The sequence below is a fragment of the Streptomyces sp. NRRL S-340 genome, from assembly GCF_000720185.1.
In the GTDB taxonomy this organism is placed as follows: domain Bacteria; phylum Actinomycetota; class Actinomycetes; order Streptomycetales; family Streptomycetaceae; genus Streptomyces.
Genome location: NZ_JOIY01000010.1, coordinates 146,647 through 170,254 on the forward strand (window position 1 = coordinate 146,647; position 23,608 = coordinate 170,254).

Below are 23,608 nucleotides of genomic sequence, written 5' to 3' on the forward strand. Positions count from 1 at the left end.
CCGGGGGTCTGGGGGGTGTCCCCCAGGGGAACTGCGGGTGTGCCGCCACCTGCGAGCGTCCCGCACGGAGCGTGATGCGGGAAGAGGGAGTGGCCCGATCAGGCCACGCAGGGTCACCTCCGGGCGCCGGGCCCGGGCTCAGCGGTCACCCTCGTCCCACGGGTGACAGCGGTATCACGGGGGTCCGTAAGCGCGCTGTCAGTTTCATGCCGTCATGCCTGCCCCCGTCAGACGTGCGTGAAGCGAGCGGGCCGAGACATCGGTGAGGGAGGCGATCTGGTCCACGATCACCCGCTTGCGGGCGCGGTCGTCGCCGGCCCGGCCGAACAGGGCGCGGAACTGCGGGTCGAGGCCCTCGGGGGCGCGCGCGGTGAGCGCCGCGGCGAGTTCGGCGACGACGATCCGCTGGTCGGCGCGGAGTCTTTCCTGCTCGGTGCGCTGCATGACGAACCGGTCGGCGACGGCCTTGAGGACGGCGCACTCCATTCGGGTGCTTCTCGGCACGACCAGCTCCGCGCCGTACCGGGTGAGCCGGCCGCCGCCGTAGGCCTGCCGGGTGGCGCCCTCGGCCGCCAGGCAGAAGCGGCCGATGAGCTGGCTGGTGGCGTCCTTCAGCCGGGCCTGGGCCATGGCGGTGCCGTCGTACCCGTGCGGCCACCACTCCTGGTCGAGGAGGCGGTCCAGGGCCTCGGCCAGCTCGGCGTGGTCGGTGTCCGCCGGGACGTAGCGGCCGACGGCGGCGGCGAAGACGGCCCGGCGTTCGGGGGCGGCTCTCAGGCAGCCGGGGTCGATGTGGCCGGCGTGCAGACCGTCCTCCACGTCGTGCACCGAGTACGCCACGTCGTCGGACCAGTCCATGACCTGGGCCTCGAAGCAGGTGCGCGTGCCGGGGGCGCCCCGGCGCAGCCAGTCGAAGACCGGCCGGTCGTCCTCGTAGACCCCGAACTTGGGTGAGGCGGGGTCGGTGGGGTGGGCGCCGCGCGGCCACGGGTACTTGGTGGCGGCGTCCAGGGCGGCCCGGGTCAGGTTGAGTCCGACGCTGACCGGCTCGCCCGAGGCCGGGCCGGTGACGAACCGTTTGGGTTCGATGCGGGTGAGCAGGCGCAGTGACTGGGCGTTGCCCTCGAAGCCCCCGCAGTCGTGCGCGAACTCGTTGAGCGCCTGCTCGCCGTTGTGGCCGAAGGGCGGGTGGCCCAGGTCGTGCGAGAGGCAGGCCGCCTCCACCAGGTCGGGGTCGCAGCCCAGGGCGGCGCCCAGCTCGCGGCCCACCTGGGCGCACTCCAGGGAGTGGGTGAGCCGGGTGCGGGGGCTGGCGTCCCACGCGCCGGCGGTCTGCGGGACCTCGTCCGGCGTGACGACCTGGGTCTTGCCGGCCAGCCGTCTGAGCGCCGCGGAGTGCAGCACCCGCGCGCGGTCGCGCTGGAACGCGGTCCGCCCCGGCCGCTTGTCCGGCTCGGCCGCCCAGCGGTCGACCGACGCCGGGTCGTAGCCCACGGGTGGCACGTGGTTCTCGTACGGCGGCGCTGCCTCGGGGGCCGGCCCCGCCGTCCCTGCGGTCCCATCGATCCCTTCCATGCCTCGACAGTAGGCGCACCCACTGACAACCGGATGTCACGTTCCGCTCACGGCGGGTGGCGACCGGTGGCCGGAGGGCGGTCGCGGGCTCGTCCGGGGCGAGGCGGCGGGCCGGGCGGGGTCAGGCGGGGACGAGCGCGGCGCGCGCCGGGGCCGGGACGGGCGTGAGGGTCCGGTCGTAGCGGTGGAGGACCAGGCGGGCCATCGCCGGGTGCGCGCCGAGCGGGGCCGCGGCCGGGCCGGGTGCGGCGGCGGCGCACTCGGTGGCGAAGCGGCCTGGGGCGGTGAAGCAGGAGGCGACGGCGACGCGGTGCCGGCCGCGGGCGGCCAGCGCGCGTACCGCCTCCGGGACGGTGGGCGCGGCGGCGGAGGCGTAGGCGGGGACTACGGGCACGCCGAGGCGGTCGGACAGGAGCCGCGCGGTGCGGCGGGTGCCGTCCGCTGACTCGGGGTCGCGGGACCCGGCGGCGGCCAGCACGACCGCGCTCGCGCGGCGGGCGGCCGCGTCGGCCGGCGGACGCCAGCCCGCCTCGGTCAGCCGGGCGTGCAGCGCCTGCGCGAGCAGCGGCTGCGGGCCGAGCGGCGCGGCCACGCGCGTGCGTGCCGCTGCCGCCGCCGCCATCTCGGGGATGTCCCGCTTGACGTGGTGGCCGCGCCCGAACAGCAGCGGCACGAGCACCGCCTCGGACCGGCCGAGGCGGGCCAGGGTGTCGGACAGCGGCGGTTCGTCCAGTTCGATGTGCCCGAGGCGCACGGTCAGGGCGGGGCGCAGGGCGCGGACGCGCTCCATGAGGGCGCGCACGGTGCTCACCGCGCGCGGGTCGCGGCTGCCGTGCGCCACGAGGACGAGGGCGGGTGGGGCGGTGGTGGAGGGGCCGGGAGCGGGTCGGACCGTGGGCGGTGGGACGGGGCCGGCTGGGGCGTGCGGGGGCAAGGCCGTCATGAGGGGATCCTCGCGGACGCGGATTGCGCCGCCGTTGCGTGACCGTGTCGGCCGTGTTGTGGGGGGTGCGCCGGGCGGGAGCGGAGGGCGTGAGGACGCGGGGCGGGGGGTTCCCGGACGCGGGGCGGGAGGTTCCCGGACGCGGGGCGTGAGACTTGGCGCGCGGGACCGGAGAACTGCGGACGGGAGACTTCGCGCGGGGGGAGGGTCCGCGCTCGTCCTCGCGCGCGTCCTGGGCCTCGGGAGACTTCGCGGGGGGGGCGGAAGGGCGCGCGGCCAGCTCGTGGCGAACCTGCTCGCCCGGGTGACCTCGCACGCGGGGCGGGAGGCTCGGGAACAGGACACCTCGCACGCGGGGCGGCAGGCTCGGGAACAGAAGACCTCGCACGCGGGGCGGGAGGCTCGGGGACGCGGGAGGGGAGACTTGGGGGCGCAGGACGGGCGTGCGCGGCGCGTGCGCTGTTGCGAGAGCGGTACACGGGGAGCGAACCGGTCCGCGCCGCGCCACGTCCTAGCTGGTCGAGGCCCGTACGACCGGTACGGGCGGGGGCAGAAGGGGGAACCGCCCGATGCGGATGCGACCGCGCCTGCCACGCCTGCCGCGCACGCGGACCGGGCAGCGGCGCCTGGTGCAGGCCGTGGTGGCCGTGTGCGTGCTGGCGCTGCTTCCGGCGACCTGGCTGTACGTCGCCACCGGGGACCGGCTGCGCACCACGGCGGACGCGCCGCACGCCGACGTGGCCGTCGTGTTCGGCGCGGGCCTGTGGCACGGCGAACCGTCGCCGTACCTGGCGCACCGCCTGGACGCGGCGGCGGCGCTCTACCGGGCAGGCCGGATCAAGGTGCTCCTGGTCACCGGCGACAACAGCCGCGAGGACTACGACGAGCCGGACGCCATGCGCGCGTACCTGACGGAGCACGGCGTCCCCGCCGCCCGGATCGTGACCGACTACGCCGGTTTCGACACCTGGGACTCCTGCGTGCGGGCCAAGAAGATCTTCGGCGTGGACCGGGCGGTCCTGGTCAGCCAGGGCTTCCACATCCGGCGGGCGGTGGCCCTGTGCGAGGCGGCGGGCATCGACTCCTACGGTGTCGGGGTCGATGCCGTGCACGACGCCACCTGGTACTACGGCGGCACCCGGGAGGTGTTCGCCGCGGGGAAGGCGGCCCTGGAGGCGGCCTTCCGGCCGGACCCGAGGTTCCTCGGCCCCCGGGAGCACGGGGTCGCGCGGGCGCTGGCCGGGGCCGGGTGAGCGGCGCCCGCCCGCCTCACCGTCCGGGCGCCGGCGCGGGGAGGTCACCGTCCCGGCGGCGTAACAGCGGCCGTAGGGGCGCGTAACACGGCCGCCGCACCCTGAGCGGCATGCCGAACACCCGCACCGCCTCCGCGACGCCCACCCACTGCCCGTACTGCGCCCTGCAGTGCGGGATGAACCTGACCCCGGTCCCCGGCGGAGGCGTAGAGGTCAGTGAGCGCGCGGACTTCCCGGTGAACCGGGGCGCGCTGTGCGGCAAGGGCCGTACGGCCCCGGCGGTGCTCTCCTCCCGGGTGCGGCTGACCTCGCCGCTGGTGCGCTCGCGCGCGGGCGTGCTGGAGCCGGCCGGCTGGGACGAGGCCCTGGACCGGATCGCCGGGGCGCTGGCACGCGCGCGCGGGGAGCACGGTCCGGACGCGTGCGGGGTGTTCGGCGGGGGCGGGCTGACCAACGAGAAGGCGTACGCGCTCGGCAAGTTCGCGCGGGTGGCGCTCGGCACCTCGCAGATCGACTACAACGGCCGGTTCTGCATGTCGTCGGCGGCCGCCGCCACGACCCTGGCGTTCGGTCTCGACCGGGGGCTGCCGTTCCCGCTGGAGGACATCCCGAGGACGGGGTGCGTGATCCTCGTCGGCTCCAACCCGGCGGAGACGATGCCGCCGTCGCTGCGGTACTTCAGCGAACTGCGCGAGAACGGCGGCACGCTGATCGTGGTCGACCCGCGCCGCACGAAGACCGCCGAGCAGGCCGACCTGCACCTCGCGCCCCGCCCCGGCACCGACCTCGCGCTCGCCCTCGGCCTGCTGCACCTGGTCGTCGCCGGGGGGCGGGTGGACGAGGAGTACGTCCGCGAGCGCACGACCGGCTGGGCCGCGGCGCGGGCGGCCGCCATGGCGCACTGGCCGGAGTACGTGGAGCGGGTCACCGGCGTGCCCGTCCCGCACCTGCGGGAGGCCGTACGGCTGTTCTGCGAGCCGGAGGCGGCGATGGTGCTCACCGCGCGCGGGCCCGAGCAGCAGGCCAAGGGCACCGACACGGTGGGCGCGTGGATCAACCTGTGCCTGGCGACCGGCCGGGCGGGCCGCCCGCTGTCCGGGTACGGCTGCCTGACCGGGCAGGGCAACGGGCAGGGCGGACGCGAACACGGCCAGAAGGCCGACCAGTTGCCCGGCTACCGCAAGCTGACCGACCCGGCGGCCCGGCGGCACGTGGCCGGGGTCTGGGGCGTGGACCCGGACAGTCTGCCGGGGCCCGGACGCAGCGCGTACGAGCTGCTGGACGCGCTGGGCACCGACATCCGCACGCTGCTGCTGATGGGCTCCAACCCGGTGGTGTCCGCGCCGCGCGCCGCACACGTCGAGGAGCGGCTGCGCTCGCTGGACTTCCTGGCGGTGTGCGACGTGGTGCTGTCGGAGACGGCGGCGCTCGCGGACGTCGTCCTGCCGGTGACGCAGTGGGCCGAGGAGACGGGCACGACGACGAACCTGGAGGGCAGGGTGCTGCTGCGGCGCCGTGCCCTCGCCCCGCCCGACGGTGTGCGCAGCGACCTGGAGGTTCTGCACGCCCTGGCCGCCCGGCTGGGTGTGGAGAAGGGTTTCCCGACGGACCCGGAGGAGGTCTTCGAGGAGCTGCGCCGGGCGAGCGCGGGCGGCCCCGCGGACTACTCGGGGGTCACCTACCGCAGGCTGGCGGCGGAGAACGGGGTGTTCTGGCCGTGCCCGGCAGCCCCGGAAGGACCGGGGGACACGGATGTCCGGGAGGGCGGGACGGGCACAGCGGGCGCGGCAGGCACGGCGGACACGGCAGGCGTGGCACACATGGCAGGCACGGCAGACGCGGGTGCCACGGCAGGCACGGCAGGCACCACAGGCCCGGCAGGCGCCACAGGCACAGCAACAGACACAGCAGCAGGCACACGAGACACAGCCGGCACAGGAGGCACGGCAGGCACACCGGACCCTGCGGGTCCGGCGAATCCCGCGAGCCCGGCCGCCACCGCCTCCTCGCCGCCCGTGCGCGCCGCGCGGTCCCCGCGCCGTGCCCTTCCCGCGCCGCACCCCGGCACCCCCCGTCTCTTCCTCGACCGCTTCGCCACCGAGGACGGCCGGGCCCGGTTCGTCGCCGTGTCGCACCGGCCGAGCGCGGAGGAACCGGACGACGCCTACCCGGTGCTGCTGACCACCGGACGGGTCGTCGCCCAGTACCAGTCCGGCGCGCAGACCCGGCGCGTGGACGAGCTGAACGCCGCCGCGCCCGGCCCCTTCGTCGAACTGCATCCCCGGCTGGCGGCACGGCTGGGCGCGGCCGAGGGGGACCCTCTGGCCGTCGTGTCCCGGCGCGGCCGCGCGGTCGCCCCCGCGCGGATCACGGACGGCATCCGCCCGGACACGGTGTTCATGCCCTTCCACTGGCCCGGCGAGGGCCGCGCGAACACCCTCACGAACCCGGCGCTGGACCCGGCCTCCCGGATGCCGGAGTTCAAGGTGTGCGCGGTGCGGGTGGAGCTCGCGGAGGGACCGGGGGCCGCGGGAGGGCAGTCCTAGGTCCACCGGACGAGAGGGGTCCGGGCCGGGGGCCGGGGCCGGGGCGGGGCGGTGGGGCGTAGGTTCGGGGCATGTCCGACGTCCAGAGCAGCACGCCCGAACCGTTCGACCTCGACGCCTACCTGCGCCGCATCGGATGGGAGGGCGGCAGGGAGCCCGGTCTCGCGACCCTGCGCGCAGTGCACCTCGCGCACTCCTTCTCCCTCCCCTTCGAGAACCTGGACGCCCTCTCCGGCACCGCGCCCTCCCTGGCCCCGGCCGATCTGATGGCCAAGATGGTGCGCGGCCGGCGCGGTGGCTACTGCTACGAGCACAACTCACTGCTGGCGTGCGCGCTCGACGCCCTCGGGTTCGAGGTGTCGGGGCTGGCCGCGCGGGTCGTGCTGGGCGCCGACTCGCCGCAGAGCCGGCCGCGCACGCACATGATGCTGCGGGTCGGCGTGCCGGACGAGCCGCGGCCGTACCTAGCGGACGTCGGCTTCGGGGCGACGGGGGCGCTGCTCCTGCCGGTGCCGCTGGTCCTCGGCGCCGAGTTCGAGGACGCCGGGCGCAGGCACCGGTTCGCGCGGCTGCCGCACGGCGGGCCGCTGGAGCTGTGGGCGCTGGAGGCGTACGACGGCGCATCGGCGCGCTGGGTCGCCCAGTACGCCTTCACGCTGGAGCCGTTCACCGCGGCGGACTTCGAGGTGTTCAACTGGCACGTCAGCACCCACCCGCGCTCCCCCTTCACGCGCCGCGCCTACCTGCAGAAGGCCACCGCGGAGCGGCATGTCGCGCTGGACGGCGCCCGGTTCACCGAGTCGCGCGCCGACGGCACGGTCACCGAACGCACCCTCACGGACGAGGCGGAGGCGCGTCGCGTCGCGGACGAGGAGTTCGGCATCGAGGTGCCGCAGGGGCTGAACCTGCTGGTCTGAGGACGCGGGCAGGCCACCGGCCATCGGGCGGGCGGGCAGACGGCAGGCGGCAGGCGGCAGGCGGCAGGCAGCAGACGGCAGACGGCAGACGGCAGACGGCAGACGGCAGACGGCAGACGGCAGACGGCAGGCGGCAGACGGCAGGCGGCAGACGGCAGGCGGCAGACGGCAGACGGCAGACGGCAGGGTGCCACCCCGGGACCGCCGGGCGGCGGGCCGCCCTCCGCCGGAGTCCGGCGGGCGGGCCGGCCTGCCGCCGGCGGTCCGCACCGCGCCGGTACCGGTCCCCCGCTGAGCCCCCGCTCCTCATTCCCCCTGCAGATGCTATGGACATGACATGTCATGCCCACTTAAATCTTGGTCACCGTCAGCGCAACCCCCGCGCGCCCCAGGGCGCCCGCGCTCAAGGAGACCGATGAGTCGGACACGGCACACCCGAGGTTCCCGTCTTGCCGCAGCCGGCGTCGCCGCCACCGCCGCCGCCCTGCTGGCCACCGCGCTGTCCCCCGCCGCCCACGCGGAGACCGGACCCAGCCGCACGACCGCCGTCCGGAACGCCGCGTCGGCGCTCGCCGAGCACACCGGAGCCCTGGGGCTGACCGCCGGTGAGCGCACCAGCGTCCGGGACGTGATCGTCGACAAGGACGGCACCCAGCACGTCCGCTACGACCGCACGTACGACCGGCTGCCCGTGCTGGGCGGCGACTTCGTGGTCCACCTGGCCCCGGACGGAACCTACCGGGGCGCGGACCGCGCCACGCGCACCACGGTGTCGCTCGCGACCACCACCCCGCGCCTCGCCGCCCCGCGGGCCGCCGGCCTCGCCGAGCAGGCGCTGCGCGCCGCGCACCCCGCCGCCCGCCTCCAGCAGGTCAAGGCCAGGCCGGGCCTGGTCGTCGACGCCCTGCACGGTACGCCCCGCCTGGCCTGGCGCACGGTGGCCGCCGGCCTGGACTCCCTCGGCAACCCGGTCGCCCGCACCGTCCTGACCGACGCGCGCACCGGTGCGCAGATCGACGCCTGGGACAGCATCGAGACGGCGACGGGTGACGGCACGTCGCTCTACAGCGGGACGGTCGCGCTGGAGACGACGCAGTCCGGGTCGGCGTACCAGCTCAAGGACCCGACACGCGGCAACACGTACACGGGCGACGCGGAGAACAAGACCGACCTGTGCATCTTCGGCATCTGCTTCCAGCGGGCCCCCGCCACCCTCTTCACGGACGCCGACAACCACTGGGGCACGGGCACGACGGCGGACCGCGCCTCGGCGGCGGTGGACGCTCAGTACGGCACCAACGAGACGTGGGACTACTACAAGAACGTCCACGGCCGCAACGGCATAGCGGGCGACGGCAAGGGCTCGTACAACCGCGTCCACTACGGCACCAACTACAACAACGCCTTCTGGGACGACAGTTGCTTCTGCATGACGTACGGCGACGGTGACGGTACGACCTTCGGGCCGCTCGTCGCCCTCGACGTCGCCGGGCACGAGATGTCGCACGGCGTGACGTCCAAGACGGCGGCCCTGACGTACTCGGGCGAGTCCGGCGGCCTGAACGAGGCCACCTCCGACATCCTGGGCACGATGGTGGAGTGGTACGCCGCCAACCCGGCCGACCCCGGTGACTACCTGATCGGCGAGGAGATCGTCCGCTCCGGCTTCGGCGGCACCGCCCTGCGTTACATGGACAAGCCCTCCAGGGACGGCAGCTCGGCCGACTGCTGGAGCGGTTCGGTGGGCAACCTCGACGTGCACTACTCCTCGGGCGTCGCCAACCACTTCGCCTACCTGCTCGCCGAGGGCAGCGGCGCCAAGACCGTCAACGGGGTCGCGTACAACTCCCCCACCTGCAACAACTCCACGGTGACGGGCATCGGCCACGACAAGCTCGGCAAGATCTGGTACCGGGCCCTCACGGTCTACATGACGTCCTCGACGAACTACGCGGGCGCCCGGACGGCGACCCTCAACGCGGCGAAGGACCTGTACGGCGCCGGTTCCGCGGAGTACAACGCGGTGGCGGCGGCGTGGAGCGCGGTCAGCGTGAACTGACCCCGCCCGCCGGACACTACGGCCGCCCCCGCCCGCACGGCGGAGGCGGCCGTTCGTCTTGTACCGGGCTCGGTACCGGCGGATCCGGCACCGGTGGGCTCAGTACTTGTAGATGGTGTGCACCCCGGGGGCCATGACCGTGCACACCCCGCCCTTGCCCAGGCCTTCCCGCACCCAGATGCCGCGCAGGTTCGAGGCGAACGTGTAGGAGGCGTGCTTCTCCGAGCCGGCTCCGCCGCTGTTGTAGACCCACTCGTCGCGAATCCCGCCGTCGGCGTAGGTGGCGTGGAGCTGGACGCACGCCGACTTGCCGTCCGCGACCGTGTCCTTCAGGTACACGTCGACGCTCGGGCGGTTGTCCACGTTGAAGATGCACATGTCCCCGTGCGCGTACGCCCCGCCGATGTCGCCCGCGGTGCCGGTCGCACCCCAGGGATCGCACAGCGGGGCCGCTTCGGCGGGTGCGGTGAGGACCAGGCCGCCTCCGGCCAGGGCCGCTGTCGTGGCGAGGGCCGCGAAGGTTCCGCGCAGGGACATGGGTGTGCTCCTCCTCTGCTGCGTCGACCGCAGCGACGACCGCGCGGGGGCCGCCGGGCTCGTGTCCTGCCGGGGCCGCGCGCCGGGAACCGTGTCGCCGCCGAACGTACGGGGCGCACCGGCGCCGCGGCGTCAACCCGGCGTGGGAACCCGGCGGTAAACCCCGGCGGTAGCCCTACCGCCGCGGGTGGAGGAGTCCACGCCGCCCTCAACCCCCGTACGGCCTGCGCTCCCTGGCCTCCCGCAGGGAGCGTCCCCACCATTCCAGGCGGTCCAGCATCACCTTCGCCGCCGCGTCCGGGGCGGTGGGGTCCTTCAGGCCGCCTTCGCCGTCGAAGGAGTCGCCCGCGTTGGCGAAGGAGACCGTGTCGCGGACGGTGACCGCGTGCAGTTCGGCGAAGACCTGCCGCAGGTGTTCGACGGCGCGCAGACCGCCGGCGACGCCGCCGTAGGAGGCGAGGGCGACCGGCTTGGCCTGCCATTCGGTGTAGTGCCAGTCGATGAGGTTCTTGAGGCCGGCCGGGAAGGAGTGGTTGTACTCCGGGGTGAGGACGACGAACGCGTCGGCGGACGCCAGCTTCGGGGTGATCTCCGCCAGGGCCGCCCTCGCCTCCGGGCCCGGCTCCAGGGTCGTCGGGAGGGCGGCCGACTCGGCCACGTCCACGACCTGCACGGCGAGGCCGGGCCGCTCCCGCAGGCGGGTCAGGAGCCAGTCCGCGACCACGGGGCCGAAGCGGCCGTGGCGGTTGCTGCCGAGGACGAGGGTGACGTTCAGGGGCGCACCGGGCGCCGTGGTGGTGTTCATGCGGGACAGCCTGATAGCTCAACCTTGCTTGAGGTCAAGTGCGGGTTCCGCGCACCCCGCTCACCCGTTCACCGCCGCCCGCCGCCCCCTTCGGGAAAATTCCGACACCCCGTCAGGGCGTGCCCGCTGACCTGGGCAAAGAGAGGTGGCGGTACGCGGCGCGCCGGAAGCGGCAGCACCCGTTCATCGTATTTCTGACGGACTCTCAGGAAGCGGACGGGCGCATGTGCCACTTACCTCGGAAGGGCAGGGACGCGACGACGGCGGCACATGCCGGTGCCGCGGGCCGTGTCCCGACCGCTGAGCAGCTCTAAGGAGCACCGATGCGACGTACCGCACGTCTGCCGGCCGGGGCCGTGACCGGGGCCGCGTTCGCCGTCGCCGCCGTGAGCGCCCTCGCCGGGCCCGCGTACGGCGCGGACACCGCTCCCGTGGCCGCGCGCCCCGCCGGCTCGGCCGCGACCGCCCTGGAGGTGTACCCCTCCTCGGTGGTGCCGGGCGGGCAGGTCACGGTGAACACCAAGGCGTGCGGCGAGAAGTCCTCCGCGGCGGGCGACGCCAGCGCGGTGGGCGCCGGTCCCTTCCCGCTGGCCCCGAGCACGCACGAGGGCGACGCGATCGGGCAGTTCCGGGTCCCCGAGAGCGCCCAGCCGGGGACGTACGAGATCGTCGCGGAGTGCGCCGAGGGCGGCCGGGAGGTCAGGGGCGACCTGGTGGTCACGCTGACCGCGGCGCAGGGGCAGCAGGTGGAGCCCCGGGGAAGTGTGAAGACGGGGGTCGGCGGCGCCCTGGGCCACGACCCCGTGCAGACCGCGGCCGGCGTGGCGGCTCTCGCCGTCGCCGCCGCGGGCGGTACCTGGCTCCTGCACCGCCGGGCGAGAGGCGACGGGATCTGACGGACACCCTCCGCTGTCCGTCCGCCGGGACCGCACGTCCCCTCCCCCTCCGGGTGCGACGCCCCTCGCGGCCCGGAGGGGGCGGGGGGCACGACCGCAGCACCCGTCCGGGAGAGGGGTTCCCATGCGCAGGATCGGCGACTGTGCGATAGCCGCCGTCACCGTCGTCAGCCTCTGCTGCGGCGTGTGGCTGCTGAACGGTGCGGACACGACGCACGCCCCGCCCCAGCCCGCCGCCGCCGAGGGCACGCCGGACCCCGGCGCGCAGCGCCTGGGCGCGCCCGCGCTGCCGCCGTCCCCGCCCACCCGCATCCGCATCCCCTCGATCCGGGTGGACGCCCCCCTGACGGGCCTGGGCCTCACCCCGTCCGGCAGCCTGGACGTCCCGCCCGCCGCCGACAAGAACCTGGCCGGCTGGTACGAGTCCGGCACCACTCCCGGCGAGCGCGGCACCGCGATCGTCGCCGGCCACGTCGACAACACGCAGGGCCCCGCCGTCTTCTACGACCTCGGGGCCCTGAAGAAGGACAGCGTGATCGAGGTGGACCGCCGCGACGGCGGGGTAGCGGTGTTCACCGTGGACGCGATCGAGGTGTACGCGGCGAAGGACTTCCCCGACAAGAAGGTCTACGGCGCCGCGGAGCGCCCGGAGCTGCGGGTGATCACCTGCGGCGGCGGCTACTCCAGGGCCACCGGCTACCAGGGCAACGTCGTCGTCTTCGCCCACCTGACCGGCAGCCGCTGACGGCAGGGCGGGGGCGCGCCCGCGCCCCCCGGTGCGCGCTCACGCCCCTGCTGCGCCCGCCCCCCCACCGCGCGCTCTCACGCCACCCACTGCTGGTACGCCAGGTTGGCCACCAGGGCGAAGACCACGCTCAGCAGCACGACCCGGACGAAGCCGCTGCCCTTCTTCAGCGCGGTGCGGGCGCCCAGCATCCCGCCCGCCAGGTTGAACACGGCCATGACGGCCGCCAGTTGCCACAGCACCGCGCCCTGCCAGGCGAAGGCGGCCAGGGCACCGGCGTTGGTGCAGCAGTTGACGATCTTGGCGGTGGCGGAGGCGGTCACCAGGTCCAGGTGGAGCACGGCGGTCAGCGCCAGCACCAGGAACGTGCCGGTGCCCGGGCCGATGAACCCGTCGTAGAAGCCGATGCCCAGGCCCGCCAGGCCGATCGCCGCGAGGATCTGGCGGCGGGTGGCCGGGCCGGGCGCCGGGGCCGTGCCGAACGCCGGGCGCAGGATCACGAACGCCCCCACGGCGAGCAGCACCACCATGATCACCGGCTTCAGCACGTCGGTGCTCATCCCGGCCGCGCACAGCGCCCCGGCGCAGGACCCGGCGAGCGCGGCGAGCCCGATCCGCACGGCCAGGCGTACGTCCACGGGTGCCCGGCGCGCGTAGGTCACCGCCGCGCCGGACGTCCCGACGATGGCGACGGCCTTGTTGGTCCCGAGCGCGGACGCCGCCGCGGTGCCGGTGGGCAGCCCGAGCAGCAGCACCGGCAGCAGCAGGAGTCCGCCCCCGCCGACCACGGCGTCGATCCACCCGGCCGCGAGCGCGGCGAGGCAGAGGAGGAGGACCACGGTCAGGGATATGTCGGGCATGATCACGACTCTAGGGAGGCGGTACGTGCCCGGTCCACGCATATGAGCGTCTTCTGAGGTGGGACGGGTGGCACCCGCCCCCGGCCCGCCCTCCGAGCCACCGGCCGGCAGCAGCCGCTCCCCGGCCGGCATCCCCGCTCCCCGGCCGGCCTCACAGTGCCCGCCCGCCCTCGCTGAGGGCAGCGTTCCTGGCGGGAAACAGAGGCGATGCCACCGGGTAACCTCCGCGCCGCACGCTCGTGGGCATGACCTCGGATGCGCGTGTGGTGGTGATCGGTGCCGGACTCGCGGGCGTGACGCTCGCCCGGCGGCTCGGTGAGCTGGGCACGCCCGCGCTGGTCGTCGGCGAGGAGGAGCACCGGCCGTACAACCGGGTGCTGCTCGCGGAGGTGCTGGCCGGCCGGTACGCCCCCGAGGTGATCACGCTGCCCGCGCCGCCCGCGCTGGTCCGTGCCCGCGTCGTCGGCATCGACCGCTCGGCCCGCGAGGTGCGCTGCGCGGACGGCTCGGCCATCGGCTACGGCACGCTGGTCCTGGCCACCGGCTCCAATCCCGTACTGCCGCCGCTGCGCGGCCTGTTCGCCGCCGGCCAGGAACTGCCCGCGGGCGTCCACGCCTTCCGCACGATGGACGACTGCCTGCGCCTGTCCGCGGCGGTGCGGCCCGGGGTGCGGGCGGTGGTGGTCGGCGGCGGGCTGCTCGGGGTGTCCGCCGCGCGGGCGCTGGCCGAGCGGGGCGCGCAGGTGGTGCTCGCACAGCAGGCCGAGCGGCTGATGGAGCGGCAGCTCGACCCGGGCGCGTCCCGGCTCGTGCTGCGGCACCTGCGCGGCCTCGGCGTGGAGGTGCACACCGAGTGCCGGGTCCGGGACGTGCGCTGCGTGGGCGGCGCGGTCCGCTCGGTGGAGCTGGCCGACGGGTACGCCCTCGACGCCGACCTCGTCGTCCTGGCCTGCGGGGTGCGCCCGCGCACGGGGCTCGCCGAGGACGCGGGCCTCACCGTCCGCGAGGGCGTCGTCGTCGACGGCGCACTGCGCACCTCCGATCCGCGCATCCGCGCCGTCGGCGACTGCGCCGAGCACGCCGGCACGGTCTACGGGCTCGCCGCCCCCGCCCTCGAACAGGCCGCCGCGCTGGCCGGACTGCTCACGGGCACGGCCGCCTCCCCCTACACCGGCACCCGCTCGCTCACCCGGCTCACCCTGCACGGCCCGGACTCCCCCTTCGACCTGGCCGCGTTCGGGGAGACGGACGTCCGCCCCGGCGACGACGTCGTGCAGCTCGCCGACGCCACCCGGGGCACCTACCGCCGGGTCGTCGTCCGCGGCGACCGGCTGGTCGGCGGGGTCCTCGTCGGCGAACTCGGCACCGTCGGCGCGCTCGCCCGCGCCTGGGAGGGAGCAGAGCCGCTCCCCACGGACGGCGGCCCCCTGCTCCACCTGCTCACCCCTGACGGAGGCTCCTGAATGACCGCCACCCCCGCCACGAACGCCACCGGCGCCACGAGTGCCACCGGCGCCGCCCCCGGCCCGGTGCCCACGATCGTGCTCGTCGGCCACGGCATGGTCGGCCAGCGCTTCCTCGAAGCGCTCGCCGAGCGCGGCATGACCGCCACGCACCGCGTGGTCGTGCTGTGCGAGGAGCCGCGTCCCGCCTACGACCGCGTCCAGCTCACCTCGTACTTCTCGGGCCGCACCGCCGAGGAACTCTCCCTCACCGACAGCGCCTTCCTCGACGCCCACGGCATCGAACTGCACCTGGGCGACCCGGCCGAGACGATCGACCGCGAGGCGCGCCGGGTCACCGCCCGCTCCGGCCTCACCGTCGGCTACGACGTGCTCGTCCTCGCCACCGGCTCCTACCCCTTCGTGCCGCCGGTGCCCGGCAAGGACGCCGAGGGCTGTTTCGTCTACCGCACCATCGAGGACCTGCTCGCCATCGAGGCGTACGCCGCCGGGCGGGCGAGGACCGGCGCGGTGGTCGGCGGCGGGCTGCTCGGTCTGGAGGCGGCCGGCGCCCTCAAGGGGCTCGGACTGGCCACCCACATCGTGGAGTTCGCGCCGCGCCTGATGCCGGTGCAGGTCGACGAGGGCGGCGGCGCCGCCCTGCTGCGCACCATCGAGCAGATGGGGCTGACCGTGCACACCGGCACGGGCACCCAGGAGATCGTGGCCGGCCCGGACGGCGCGGTCACCGGCATGAGGCTGTCCGACGGCTCCGAACTCGCCACCGACATGGTGGTGTTCAGCGCCGGTGTCCGCCCCCGCGACCAGCTGGCCCGCGACAGCGGTCTCGCGGTCGGCGAGCGCGGCGGGATCAGCGTGGACGCGCAGTGCCGAACGGTCACCGACCCGCACGTGTTCGCGATCGGCGAGTGCGCGCAGGCGGTCGACGGCCGGGTCTACGGCCTGGTCGCGCCCGGCTACGAGCAGGCCGAGACGGCGGCGGCGGCCATCGCCGCCGACGAGGGGGAAGCCCCGGCGTTCACCGGCGCCGACCTGTCCACGAAGCTCAAGCTGCTCGGCGTGGACGTGGCCTCCTTCGGCGACGCGCACGGCACCGCCGAGGACTGTCTGGACGTCGTCTACTCCGACTCCCGGGCGGGCCTGTACAAGAAGCTGGTCATCGGCCGGGACGGCACCCTGCTCGGCGGCATCCTGGTCGGTGACGCGGAGGCGTACGGCACGCTGCGCGCCTTCACCGGCTCGGTGCCCCCGGTCTCCCCCGAGTCGCTGGTGCTGCCGGCCGGTGCCGGTGCGCCCGCGCAGCTCGGCCCGGCCGCCCTCCCCGACGACGCGGTGATCTGCTCCTGCCACAACGTCACCAAGGGTACGATCCGCGGCGCGGTCACCGGCCACGCGTGCACGAGCGTGCCCGAGGTGAAGAAGTGCACCCGGGCCGGCACCGGGTGCGGGTCCTGCGTCAAGGTGCTCACCCAGCTGGTCGACGCCGAGCTGGAGGCGAGCGGCGTCGAGGTCGACAAGGGCCTGTGCGGCTGCTTCGCGCAGACCCGCGAGGAGCTGTACGAGATCGTCCGGGCCCTGCGCATCACCTCCTACCAGGAGCTGCTGGACGGCTACGGCCGCGAGGAGGCCCGGGGCGGCGACGGCTGCGAGACCTGCAAGCCGGCCGTCGCCTCGGTCCTCGCCTCCCTCGCCCCGGTGATCGGCGCCGGCGGTTACGTCCTCGACGGCGAGCAGGCCTCCCTCCAGGACACCAACGACCACTTCCTGGCCAACCTCCAGAGGAACGGCTCGTACTCCGTGGTCCCGCGCATCCCCGGCGGGGAGATCGCGCCGGAGAAGCTGATCGTGATCGGGGAGATCGCCCGGGACTTCGGCCTCTACACGAAGATCACCGGCGGTCAGCGCATCGACATGTTCGGCGCCCGCGTCGAGCAGCTGCCGCTGATCTGGGCCCGGCTGGTGGACGCGGGCTTCGAGTCGGGGCACGCGTACGGCAAGTCGCTGCGCACGGTGAAGTCCTGCGTGGGGCAGACCTGGTGCCGCTTCGGCGTCCAGGACTCCGTACGCATGGCGATCGACCTGGAGCTGCGCTACCGGGGCCTGCGCTCCCCGCACAAGCTGAAGTCGGCGGTCTCCGGGTGCGCCCGCGAGTGCGCCGAGGCCCAGTCGAAGGACTTCGGGGTGATCGCCACCGCGAACGGCTGGAACCTGTACGTCGGCGGCAACGGCGGCGCCACCCCGCGCCACGCCGACCTGCTCGCCCAGGACCTGTCCGACGCCGAACTGGTCCGGCTGATCGACCGGTTCCTCATGTTCTACATCCGCACCGCCGACCGGCTGGAGCGCACCAGCGTGTGGCTGGAGCGGATCCCCGGCGGCCTGGACCACGTACGGGACGTGGTGGTCCACGACTCGCTCGGCATCTGCGCCGAGCTGGAGTCCCAGATGGCCGCGCACGTCTCCCACTACCGCGACGAGTGGGCCGAGACGGTCAACGACCCGGACAAGCTCGCCCGGTTCGTGTCCTTCGTCAACGCCCCCGACACCCCCGACCCGGTCGTCGGGTTCGTTCCCGAACGCGACCAGATGAAGCCCGACCTGCCGCTGCTGTCCCTCGGCCTGCGGCCGGCCCACGACGCCCTGGAAGGAAGCGCCCAGCGATGACCCTCGCCACCGAGACCACCGAGACCACCGAGACCACCGAGACCACCGAGACCACCGAGACCACCCTGATCACCGAGGCCGCCCGGACCACCGGGGGGAAGGTCCAGCTCCGGCTCGACGACGACTGGTACACCGTGTGCGACCTGGGCGCGCTGCTGCCCGGCCGCGGGGTAGCGGCCCTGCTGCCGGACGGCCGGCAGGCGGCCCTGTTCCGCGACCGGTCCGGCCGCCTGTACGCGATCGACAACCGGGACCCGTTCACCGGCGCAGCGGTGCTCTCCCGCGGTCTCACCGGCACCCACGGGGGCCGCCCGTTCGTCGCCTCGCCGCTGCTGAAGCAGCGCTTCGACCTCACCTCCGGCCGGTGCCTGGACGACGAGCGGGTGCGGGTGACGGCGTACGGGGTCCGCAGCGCCTGAAGACCGAACCTGTTTACTTGACCGGTCGTTCCAGACAGGCTTAGGCTCACGGCGTGGCCAGGACCAAGGAATTCGATCCGGACGCCGCGCTGCAGTCGGCCCTGGAGCTGTTCTGGCGGCGCGGCTACGAGGCGACGTCGATGGCGGACCTCGTGGCGCACCTCGGCATCGGCCGCGCCAGCCTGTACGCGACGTTCGGCAGCAAGCACGAGCTGTACCTGAAGGCGCTGGAACGCTACGAGCAGGGGGGCATGGGGCGGATCGTGCGCGAGCTGTCCCCGCCGGGCCCCGCGCTGCCGGGCGTACGCGCGGTCGTACGGCGCTACGCCGCGGAGGCGGCCCACGACGAGCTGCGCCTGCACGGCTGCATGGTCACCAACACGGCGTCCGAGCTGGCCGCGCACGATCCGGCCGCCGCCCGGCGCGTGGAGCGCAACTGGGACCACCTGGAGACCCTCCTGCACGCGGCCCTGGTCCGCGCCCAGGCCCAGGGCGAGCTGCCCGCCGGCCGCGATCCGCTCGCCCTGGCCCGCACCCTGCTGGTGCTGATGCAGGGCCTGCGGGTCGTCGGCAAGGCGTCGGCGGACCCGGCCCGCGTCCGGGACGCGGCGGAACAGGCCCTGGCACTGCTGGACTGAGCGGCGGAACCGCGGAACGCGCCCTGTCGCCGGGCGCGTTTCTTTCGGCCCTCATACTGAACCGATCGGTCAATAAAAGGGGAGATCATGACTACGGTGAGCACACGGTCCGCGGGCCGCTTCCAGGACCGCACCGTCCTCGTCACCGGGGCCGGTTCCGGCATCGGCCGCGCGACGGCCCTCGCGTTCGCCGCCGAGGGCGCCCACGTCGTCGTCGCCGGCCGCCGCCCCGGGCCGCCGGCCGACACGGTCGCGCTGATCGAGGAGGCGGGCGGCAAGGCACTCGCGGTGACCGCGGACGTCTCCCGCCCCGGTGCGGCCGCGGCGCTGGTGGAGGCCGCCGTGGACCGCTTCGGCTCGCTCGACGTCGCCGTGAACAACGCCGGTGTGTTCCGGGGCGGGCAGCCGCTGGCCGACCTGCCGGAGGAGGACTGGCACACCCAGCTCGCCGTCAACGTCACCGGCGTCCACCTGGCCCTGCAGGCGCAGATCCGCCGGATGCGGACCCAGCCGTCCGGCGGCGCGATCGTCAACGTCTCCTCCACCTTCGGCGCCCACGCCACCTCCCCCGGCGCCGCCGCCTACTCCGCGACCAAGGCGGCCGTGACCGCGCTCAGCCGCGGTGCCGCGCTGGACCACATCCGCGACGGCGTGCGCATCAACGTGGTCAGCCCCGGCGCCACCGCCACCACGATGTCGCTGCGCGCCGGCGAGACGGAAGCGGACCGCGCCGAACGCGCCCGGGCCACCCTCCCGCTCGGCCGGGTCTCCGCCACCGAGGAGGTCGCCGCCGCGATCCTGTACCTGGCCTCCGGCGAGGCGGCCTCCCTGGTCGGCACCGACCTGGTGGTCGACAGCGGCGGATCCCTCTGACACCCCCTGGGCACGGGCCTAGTCGATCCCGGACCGTTCCACCCCCGCCACGATCCACCGCTGGAAGCACAGGAACACCACCAGCAGCGGCAGGATCGACACGGCCGCCGCCACGAACAGCTCGTGCAGGCGCACCACCTGGGCGGTGGTGAAGGAGGACAGGGCGACCTGGACCGTCCAGGCGCTCTGGTCCTGCCCGATCACCAGCGGCCACAGGAAGGCGTTCCAGGCGCCGATGAAGACGATCGTGCCGACCGCCGCGAACACCGGCCGCGCGTTCGGCACGACGACCAGCCAGTACGTCCGCCAGGGACCGAGCCCGTCGACCTGGGCGGCGTCCTCCAGCTCGCGCGGGAAGCCGAGGAAGTACTGGCGGAAGACGAAGCAGGCGAAGGCGGAGAAGAGCGTCGGGACGATCAGGCCGCGCAGGGTGGAGATCCAGCCCAGGGACGACACCAGCACGAAGCTGGGGACGAAGGTCACGGCGGCCGGGACCATGAGGGTGCCGAGGACGGCGTAGAAGACCTTGTTCGCGTGCCGGTAGGGGATGCGGGCGAGACCGTACCCGGCGAGCGAGGCCAGCAGGACCGTGCCGAGGGTGGTGGCGACGGCGATCAGGGCGGAGTTGAGCAGCGAGCGGGCGAACGGGACGGAGGTGTCCGTGAAGAGTTCGCGGACGTTGCCCCAGCGCAGGTGGGCGGGGAAGAACGTCCACTCGGGCGAGGTGATGTCCTGCTCACTGGCCAGGCCGTTGCGCACGAGCAGGTAGAAGGGGACCAGGAAGAGCAGCGCGAGCGCGATCAGCAGGGCGAGCCGCAGCGCGCGGCCCACCCGCACCAGGGCGTCATCCATCGGCGTCCGTCCTTCCCAGTCCGAACCAGCGGGCCTGGCCCAGGGTGACGAGGGCGATGATCAGCGCGAGGATCACCGCGCCCGCGCTGCCGAGGCCCAGGTTCTGCCCCTGGCCGAGGGCGGTGTAGTAGAGGTAGACGAGCGGCGGGCGGGCGTAGGGCGGGTAGCCGCGGGCGTCGGAGAGCAGGTTGTAGAACTCGTCGAAGGACTGGAAGGCGTTGATGACGAGGAGCAGGACCACCGCGACGGAGGTGGCGCGCAGTTGCGGCAGGGTGATGTGCCGCAGCACCTGCCGGCCGGGGCGAGCGCCGTCCACGGCGGCGGCCTCGTAGAGCACCGGGTCGATCCGCTGGAGCCCGGCCAGGAACAGGATCATGTAGAAACCGGCCTGGAGCCACAGCCGTACGGTCACGATGACCAGCCAGTACCAGGGCGGGTCGGTGGTCGACAGCCAGGCCACCGGGTCGGCGCCGAAGAAGTCCAGGACGGTGTTGGCGAGCCCGAACCGCACCCCGTTGAAGATCGACATCTTCCAGACGAGGGCGGCGACGACGTAACTGCACGCGGCCGGCAGGAAGAACACCGAGCGGAAGAACGCCTGCGCGCGGCGGACCCGGTTGACCATGAGGGCGAGGCAGAGGGAGAGGGCGTAGGTGGCCGGGACGATGAACGCCGTGAAGAGGAGGAAGGTGCGCAGGCTGTCGAGGAAGGCGTCGTCCTTCAGCATCGCGGTGTAGTTGTCCAGCCCGGTGAAGCGGGTGGGCGTGACGGTGTTGTGCGCGTCGAAGAAGCTGAGGGCGACGCTCCACAGCAGCGGGACGTAGGTGAACAGGGCGAGGCCCGCGGCGAAGGGCCCGACGAAGACCCAGAACCAGAGGGTGCGCCGCCGGCGCACGGCCCGGGCGCTCGCGTCCTCCCTGGCGCCCACGACCTCCCGCGCCCTCACGGCCGACCCGGTACCGGTCCGCGCCCTCCCTGCCGGGGCCTGCCCGGTCGGAGCCTTCCCGGCCGGCGTGTTCCCCGTCGGTGCCGCGCTCACGGCTTCTTCTTCACGCGGTCGAGTTCGGCCGACACCTTCCGCAGCACCGCCTTCAACTCACTGTCCGGATTCGCCCCGTCCTTGATGATCCGGCTCAGCGCGTCCTGGTAGGCGGTCTGGGCGGCCGGGGTCCACAGCAGGGGCTGGGCGTACCCGTGGTCGGTGGTCAGGCGCACGGCGTCGGCGGCGGCGCCGGTGCGCAGCTTGGCGGCCTTCTCGGCGAGCGAGATCCGGGCCGGGATGTGGAAGCCGTAGGAGAGCGCGAAGTCCTCCTGGTCGTCGGTGCGCCGCACCCACAGCCACTTCACGAACTCCTTGGCCGCGTCCTGGTGGCGGCTGCGGGCGCTGACGGCGGCGGCGTACGCGCCGACGGGCACGGCCGGACGGCCGGAGGGGCCGTCCGCGGGGAAGGGCAGCACGCCGAAGTCGTCGCCGAGTTCCTTCTGCACCTGGGGCAGCGCCCACAGCCCGGACCACTGCATGGCGGTCAGGCCCTGGAGGAACGCGGACGGGTCGGACCAGTCGGCGGGGGCGCCGAGCAGCAGGGACTTGCCGGCGTACAGCCGGCGGACCTTGGCGAGGGTGCGCGCGGCGGCCGGGTCGTCGAAGCCGGGCCTGCCGTCCTCGGTGACGAGCTGGAGTCCGGCCGCGTACAGGGGTGTTCCGCCGAGGACGCCCGCGCCGCCGTCGTTGCCGAGGAAGAGTCCCTTGGTCTTCCTGGTGGTGAGCTTCCTGGCGGCGTCGACGAGGGCGTCGAGGGTGTCCGGCGGCCGGAGCCCGGCGTCCCGGAGCAGGCTCTTGCGGTAGTAGAGCATCTGCATGTCGATGACCTGCGGGATGCCCCAGATCTTCCCGCCGTACGTCTTCGGGGTGAGCACCGCCGGGTTGAAGTCGTCCTTGACGCCGTCGAGCAGGGCGGTGAGATCGGCGACCTGACCGCCCTGGATCTGGTCCAGGGTGGGCCCGTTGACCTCGAAGACGTCCGGGCCGGAGTCGGTGAGGAGCGCGGCGGCGGTCTGCTGGTCGTAGTTGCCCGGCCGCCACTGGACGGTGACGCGGGCCTTGCCGTACGCGGCGGCGTACCGCTTCACCGCCTGCTCGGTGCCGCTCTCGCCGTACTGGTGGTACCACTGCGTCAGTACCGGCCCCGATCCCCCGCCGCCGTCCCCGCGCCCGGTGTTGCTCCCGCAGGCGGCGAGCAGCCCGCCGCCCGCGACCGCCCCGGCGCCGAGCAGTGCTCTGCGGCTGATGGTCATGTGCGCCCCCTGACGCTCGTCCTCGCTGCCCGCCCGCACGGCCGTACCCGCACCGTGCCCGGCCCAACGATCAACCATGCACCGTGATTACGACAGGAGCGTGGCGGCGGTGTGTACGCGTCAAGAGCGCACTTCCGGCCACCCGCGACGCCCGGCGCCGGCGCGGGGCGCGAGCGCGGCGGCCGGGCGCGGGGGGCGGGCGGGCAGGAGGTCCGGCGCCGGGCAGGGGGCGGAGAAGCCGCAGGTGACCGGGTGCGTGGGCCGTTGGGGTGGTTCCGGCGGCGGGTCCGTGTCGGCCTCACGCGCAGGGGTTACCCACAGTGGTATGACAACCGCGCTTCGTATTCCGCCCCTGCGTTCGATCGTCGCGATCTGTGCTCTGGGCGGCTCCGCTCTGCTGATGACCGCCTGCTCGAACGGCTCGACCGGGTCGAGTGTCGCCGAGGCGGCCGAGGCCAGTCCCACGTCGGCCTCGCCCACGGCACCGTCCTCCCCCTCCCCCACCGCGTCGCTGACCAAGGACCAGGCCGAGCGCCGGGACCTGCTCGCCAAGACGCACGTGAGCTGGGACAAGGCCGCCGACACCGCCGTGAAGGAGGTGTCCGGCGGCAAGCTGGTCTCCATCGAGCTGAAGAACGCCTCGCACGGCAACACCTCTTCGCCGGGCATGGCCACCTCCCCCGGCCCCGCGTCCCCGAGCCCCGCCTCCCCGAGCCCCGCGTCCCCGAGCCCCGCGTCCCCGGGCACCGGCACCGCGAGCCCGTCGCCCTCCGCGGGCGCGGCGGAGTGGGAGACCAAGGTCGCCGCCGCCGACGGCACGGTCCACCGGGTCGACGTCGACGCCGCCACCGGCAAGGTGTCGCGCAAGGCGGTCGAGCCGGACCAGGACGCCGGCGACAAGCGCAAGGTCGCCGACCGGCTGAAGAAGGTCACCCGGACGCCCGCGCAGGCCGTGCGGACGGCCACCGGCAAGACCAAGGGCACGGTCACCGGCGTCGACCTCGACGAGCACGACAACAAGCTCGTCTGGGCCGTCGACGTCGTCACGCCCAAGGACTGGCACAAGACGACCTACGACATCGACGTGGCCAATGGCAACGTCGTGCGCGAGCACGTCGACCGCGACTGAACGCGCCCGGCACCCGCGCACACCGCGGGAGGCGCACGACAGGGGCGGCATCCCCGCACAAGGATGCCGCCCCTTTCTTCGTGAACCGGAGTCCCCGCCGCGATCGGCAGTGAGGGTCGGGGACCACGACGAGGACTCC

Annotated in this window: 20 protein-coding genes; 12 read left to right on the top strand and 8 right to left on the bottom strand. The window is 74.4% G+C overall.

The annotated features are described in order from the left end of the window. Nucleotides 1–204: 204 nt before the first annotated feature. Together IG64_RS10170 and IG64_RS10175 are read right to left on the bottom strand one after the other, a co-directional pair. Nucleotides 205–1,575 (bottom strand): deoxyguanosinetriphosphate triphosphohydrolase, encoded by a 1,371-nt coding sequence (locus IG64_RS10170; RefSeq protein ID WP_037854263.1) that lies wholly within the window; start codon nucleotides 1,573–1,575, stop codon nucleotides 205–207. A gap of 121 nt (nucleotides 1,576–1,696) precedes the next feature. Further along, on the bottom strand, nucleotides 1,697–2,518 hold the full coding sequence (locus IG64_RS10175) for a sirohydrochlorin chelatase (protein WP_037854264.1): 822 nt from the start codon (nucleotides 2,516–2,518) through the stop codon (nucleotides 1,697–1,699). 569 nt (nucleotides 2,519–3,087) lie between these two features. On the opposite strand from IG64_RS10175, the gene IG64_RS10180 reads away from it, so the two are divergent. The 4 genes from IG64_RS10180 to IG64_RS10195 all read left to right on the top strand — a co-directional run bounded on the left by IG64_RS10180 (nucleotide 3,088) and on the right by IG64_RS10195 (nucleotide 9,293). Further along, nucleotides 3,088–3,771 carry a SanA/YdcF family protein gene (locus IG64_RS10180; protein ID WP_037854266.1) on the top strand — a complete coding sequence of 228 codons (684 nt, stop codon included), beginning with the start codon at nucleotides 3,088–3,090 and terminating at the stop codon, nucleotides 3,769–3,771. A gap of 110 nt (nucleotides 3,772–3,881) precedes the next feature. Then, complete coding sequence (locus tag IG64_RS10185) at nucleotides 3,882–6,317, top strand: molybdopterin oxidoreductase family protein (RefSeq protein ID WP_037854269.1); 2,436 nt, start codon at nucleotides 3,882–3,884, stop codon at nucleotides 6,315–6,317. A 71-nt stretch (nucleotides 6,318–6,388) separates the two neighbouring features. Continuing rightward, the gene (locus tag IG64_RS10190; RefSeq protein WP_037854270.1) at nucleotides 6,389–7,234 is read left to right on the top strand and encodes an arylamine N-acetyltransferase family protein; all 846 of its coding nucleotides are present in this window, start codon (nucleotides 6,389–6,391) and stop codon (nucleotides 7,232–7,234) included. Nucleotides 7,235–7,649: 415 nt separating this feature from the next. Next, nucleotides 7,650–9,293 (top strand): M4 family metallopeptidase, encoded by a 1,644-nt coding sequence (locus IG64_RS10195; protein WP_037854272.1) that lies wholly within the window; start codon nucleotides 7,650–7,652, stop codon nucleotides 9,291–9,293. Between the two features lie 99 nt (nucleotides 9,294–9,392). On the opposite strand, the gene IG64_RS10200 is transcribed toward IG64_RS10195, so the two are convergent. Then, nucleotides 9,393–9,830 (bottom strand): hypothetical protein, encoded by a 438-nt coding sequence (locus tag IG64_RS10200; RefSeq protein ID WP_037854273.1) that lies wholly within the window; start codon nucleotides 9,828–9,830, stop codon nucleotides 9,393–9,395. A gap of 208 nt (nucleotides 9,831–10,038) precedes the next feature. Beyond that, nucleotides 10,039–10,635 carry an NADPH-dependent FMN reductase gene (locus tag IG64_RS10205; protein WP_037854274.1) on the bottom strand — a complete coding sequence of 199 codons (597 nt, stop codon included), beginning with the start codon at nucleotides 10,633–10,635 and terminating at the stop codon, nucleotides 10,039–10,041. Nucleotides 10,636–10,958: 323 nt separating this feature from the next. Here IG64_RS10205 and IG64_RS10215 point away from each other — a divergent pair, with 323 nt between their 5' ends. Then, a complete protein-coding gene (locus IG64_RS10215; protein ID WP_037854276.1) occupies nucleotides 10,959–11,531 on the top strand; it encodes a hypothetical protein in 573 nt (190 codons plus the stop codon). Between the two features lie 124 nt (nucleotides 11,532–11,655). Then, a complete protein-coding gene (locus tag IG64_RS10220) occupies nucleotides 11,656–12,276 on the top strand; it encodes a class F sortase (RefSeq protein WP_037854278.1) in 621 nt (206 codons plus the stop codon). 77 nt (nucleotides 12,277–12,353) lie between these two features. Here the strand turns inward: IG64_RS10220 and IG64_RS10225 are convergent, their stop codons facing one another. Next, complete coding sequence (locus IG64_RS10225) at nucleotides 12,354–13,136, bottom strand: sulfite exporter TauE/SafE family protein (RefSeq protein WP_037854544.1); 783 nt, start codon at nucleotides 13,134–13,136, stop codon at nucleotides 12,354–12,356. A 245-nt stretch (nucleotides 13,137–13,381) separates the two neighbouring features. Here IG64_RS10225 and IG64_RS10230 point away from each other — a divergent pair, with 245 nt between their 5' ends. From IG64_RS10230 to IG64_RS10250, 5 genes are all read left to right on the top strand, one after another. Further along, nucleotides 13,382–14,599: an NAD(P)/FAD-dependent oxidoreductase gene (locus IG64_RS10230; protein ID WP_037854280.1), complete on the top strand. Its 1,218-nt coding sequence runs from the start codon at nucleotides 13,382–13,384 to the stop codon at nucleotides 14,597–14,599. Then, nucleotides 14,600–17,263 (top strand): nitrite reductase large subunit NirB, encoded by a 2,664-nt coding sequence (nirB, locus tag IG64_RS10235; protein WP_051812605.1) that lies wholly within the window; start codon nucleotides 14,600–14,602, stop codon nucleotides 17,261–17,263. Nucleotides 17,264–17,331: 68 nt separating this feature from the next. Next, nucleotides 17,332–17,682 carry a nitrite reductase small subunit NirD gene (gene nirD / locus IG64_RS10240; RefSeq protein WP_037854548.1) on the top strand — a complete coding sequence of 117 codons (351 nt, stop codon included), beginning with the start codon at nucleotides 17,332–17,334 and terminating at the stop codon, nucleotides 17,680–17,682. 53 nt (nucleotides 17,683–17,735) lie between these two features. Beyond that, nucleotides 17,736–18,320, top strand: coding sequence for a TetR/AcrR family transcriptional regulator (locus tag IG64_RS10245; RefSeq protein ID WP_037854281.1), 585 nt, complete (start codon nucleotides 17,736–17,738; stop codon nucleotides 18,318–18,320). Between the two features lie 87 nt (nucleotides 18,321–18,407). Next, entirely contained in the window at nucleotides 18,408–19,193 is a 786-nt protein-coding gene (locus tag IG64_RS10250; protein ID WP_037854282.1) for an SDR family NAD(P)-dependent oxidoreductase, read from the top strand. 18 nt (nucleotides 19,194–19,211) lie between these two features. Here the strand turns inward: IG64_RS10250 and IG64_RS10255 are convergent, their stop codons facing one another. From IG64_RS10255 to IG64_RS10265, 3 genes are all read right to left on the bottom strand, one after another. Further along, nucleotides 19,212–20,045 carry a carbohydrate ABC transporter permease gene (locus IG64_RS10255; protein ID WP_037854283.1) on the bottom strand — a complete coding sequence of 278 codons (834 nt, stop codon included), beginning with the start codon at nucleotides 20,043–20,045 and terminating at the stop codon, nucleotides 19,212–19,214. Continuing rightward, complete coding sequence (locus IG64_RS10260; protein ID WP_037854550.1) at nucleotides 20,038–20,940, bottom strand: carbohydrate ABC transporter permease; 903 nt, start codon at nucleotides 20,938–20,940, stop codon at nucleotides 20,038–20,040. The genes IG64_RS10255 and IG64_RS10260 overlap by 8 nt, the downstream gene beginning before the upstream one ends. 140 nt (nucleotides 20,941–21,080) lie before the next feature. Continuing rightward, nucleotides 21,081–22,340, bottom strand: coding sequence for an ABC transporter substrate-binding protein (locus tag IG64_RS10265; RefSeq protein ID WP_199811566.1), 1,260 nt, complete (start codon nucleotides 22,338–22,340; stop codon nucleotides 21,081–21,083). Nucleotides 22,341–22,665: 325 nt separating this feature from the next. On the opposite strand from IG64_RS10265, the gene IG64_RS10270 reads away from it, so the two are divergent. Continuing rightward, the gene (locus IG64_RS10270; protein WP_037854284.1) at nucleotides 22,666–23,469 is read left to right on the top strand and encodes a PepSY domain-containing protein; all 804 of its coding nucleotides are present in this window, start codon (nucleotides 22,666–22,668) and stop codon (nucleotides 23,467–23,469) included. The last annotated feature ends 139 nt before the right edge of the window (nucleotides 23,470–23,608 follow it).

Coding starts and splice junctions, on each gene's coding strand:
- IG64_RS10255 (WP_037854283.1), bottom strand. CDS start 20,045: ATGGATGACGCCCTGGTGCGGGTGGGCCGCGCGCTGCGGCTCGCCCTG.
- IG64_RS10265 (WP_199811566.1), bottom strand. CDS start 22,340: ATGACCATCAGCCGCAGAGCACTGCTCGGCGCCGGGGCGGTCGCGGGC.
- IG64_RS10200 (WP_037854273.1), bottom strand. CDS start 9,830: ATGTCCCTGCGCGGAACCTTCGCGGCCCTCGCCACGACAGCGGCCCTG.
- IG64_RS10270 (WP_037854284.1), top strand. CDS start 22,666: ATGACAACCGCGCTTCGTATTCCGCCCCTGCGTTCGATCGTCGCGATC.
- IG64_RS10250 (WP_037854282.1), top strand. CDS start 18,408: ATGACTACGGTGAGCACACGGTCCGCGGGCCGCTTCCAGGACCGCACC.
- IG64_RS10185 (WP_037854269.1), top strand. CDS start 3,882: ATGCCGAACACCCGCACCGCCTCCGCGACGCCCACCCACTGCCCGTAC.
- IG64_RS10170 (WP_037854263.1), bottom strand. CDS start 1,575: ATGGAAGGGATCGATGGGACCGCAGGGACGGCGGGGCCGGCCCCCGAG.
- IG64_RS10195 (WP_037854272.1), top strand. CDS start 7,650: ATGAGTCGGACACGGCACACCCGAGGTTCCCGTCTTGCCGCAGCCGGC.
- IG64_RS10180 (WP_037854266.1), top strand. CDS start 3,088: ATGCGGATGCGACCGCGCCTGCCACGCCTGCCGCGCACGCGGACCGGG.
- IG64_RS10230 (WP_037854280.1), top strand. CDS start 13,382: ATGACCTCGGATGCGCGTGTGGTGGTGATCGGTGCCGGACTCGCGGGC.
- IG64_RS10220 (WP_037854278.1), top strand. CDS start 11,656: ATGCGCAGGATCGGCGACTGTGCGATAGCCGCCGTCACCGTCGTCAGC.
- IG64_RS10215 (WP_037854276.1), top strand. CDS start 10,959: ATGCGACGTACCGCACGTCTGCCGGCCGGGGCCGTGACCGGGGCCGCG.
- IG64_RS10175 (WP_037854264.1), bottom strand. CDS start 2,518: ATGACGGCCTTGCCCCCGCACGCCCCAGCCGGCCCCGTCCCACCGCCC.
- IG64_RS10205 (WP_037854274.1), bottom strand. CDS start 10,635: ATGAACACCACCACGGCGCCCGGTGCGCCCCTGAACGTCACCCTCGTC.
- IG64_RS10225 (WP_037854544.1), bottom strand. CDS start 13,136: ATGCCCGACATATCCCTGACCGTGGTCCTCCTCCTCTGCCTCGCCGCG.
- IG64_RS10190 (WP_037854270.1), top strand. CDS start 6,389: ATGTCCGACGTCCAGAGCAGCACGCCCGAACCGTTCGACCTCGACGCC.
- nirB (WP_051812605.1), top strand. CDS start 14,600: ATGACCGCCACCCCCGCCACGAACGCCACCGGCGCCACGAGTGCCACC.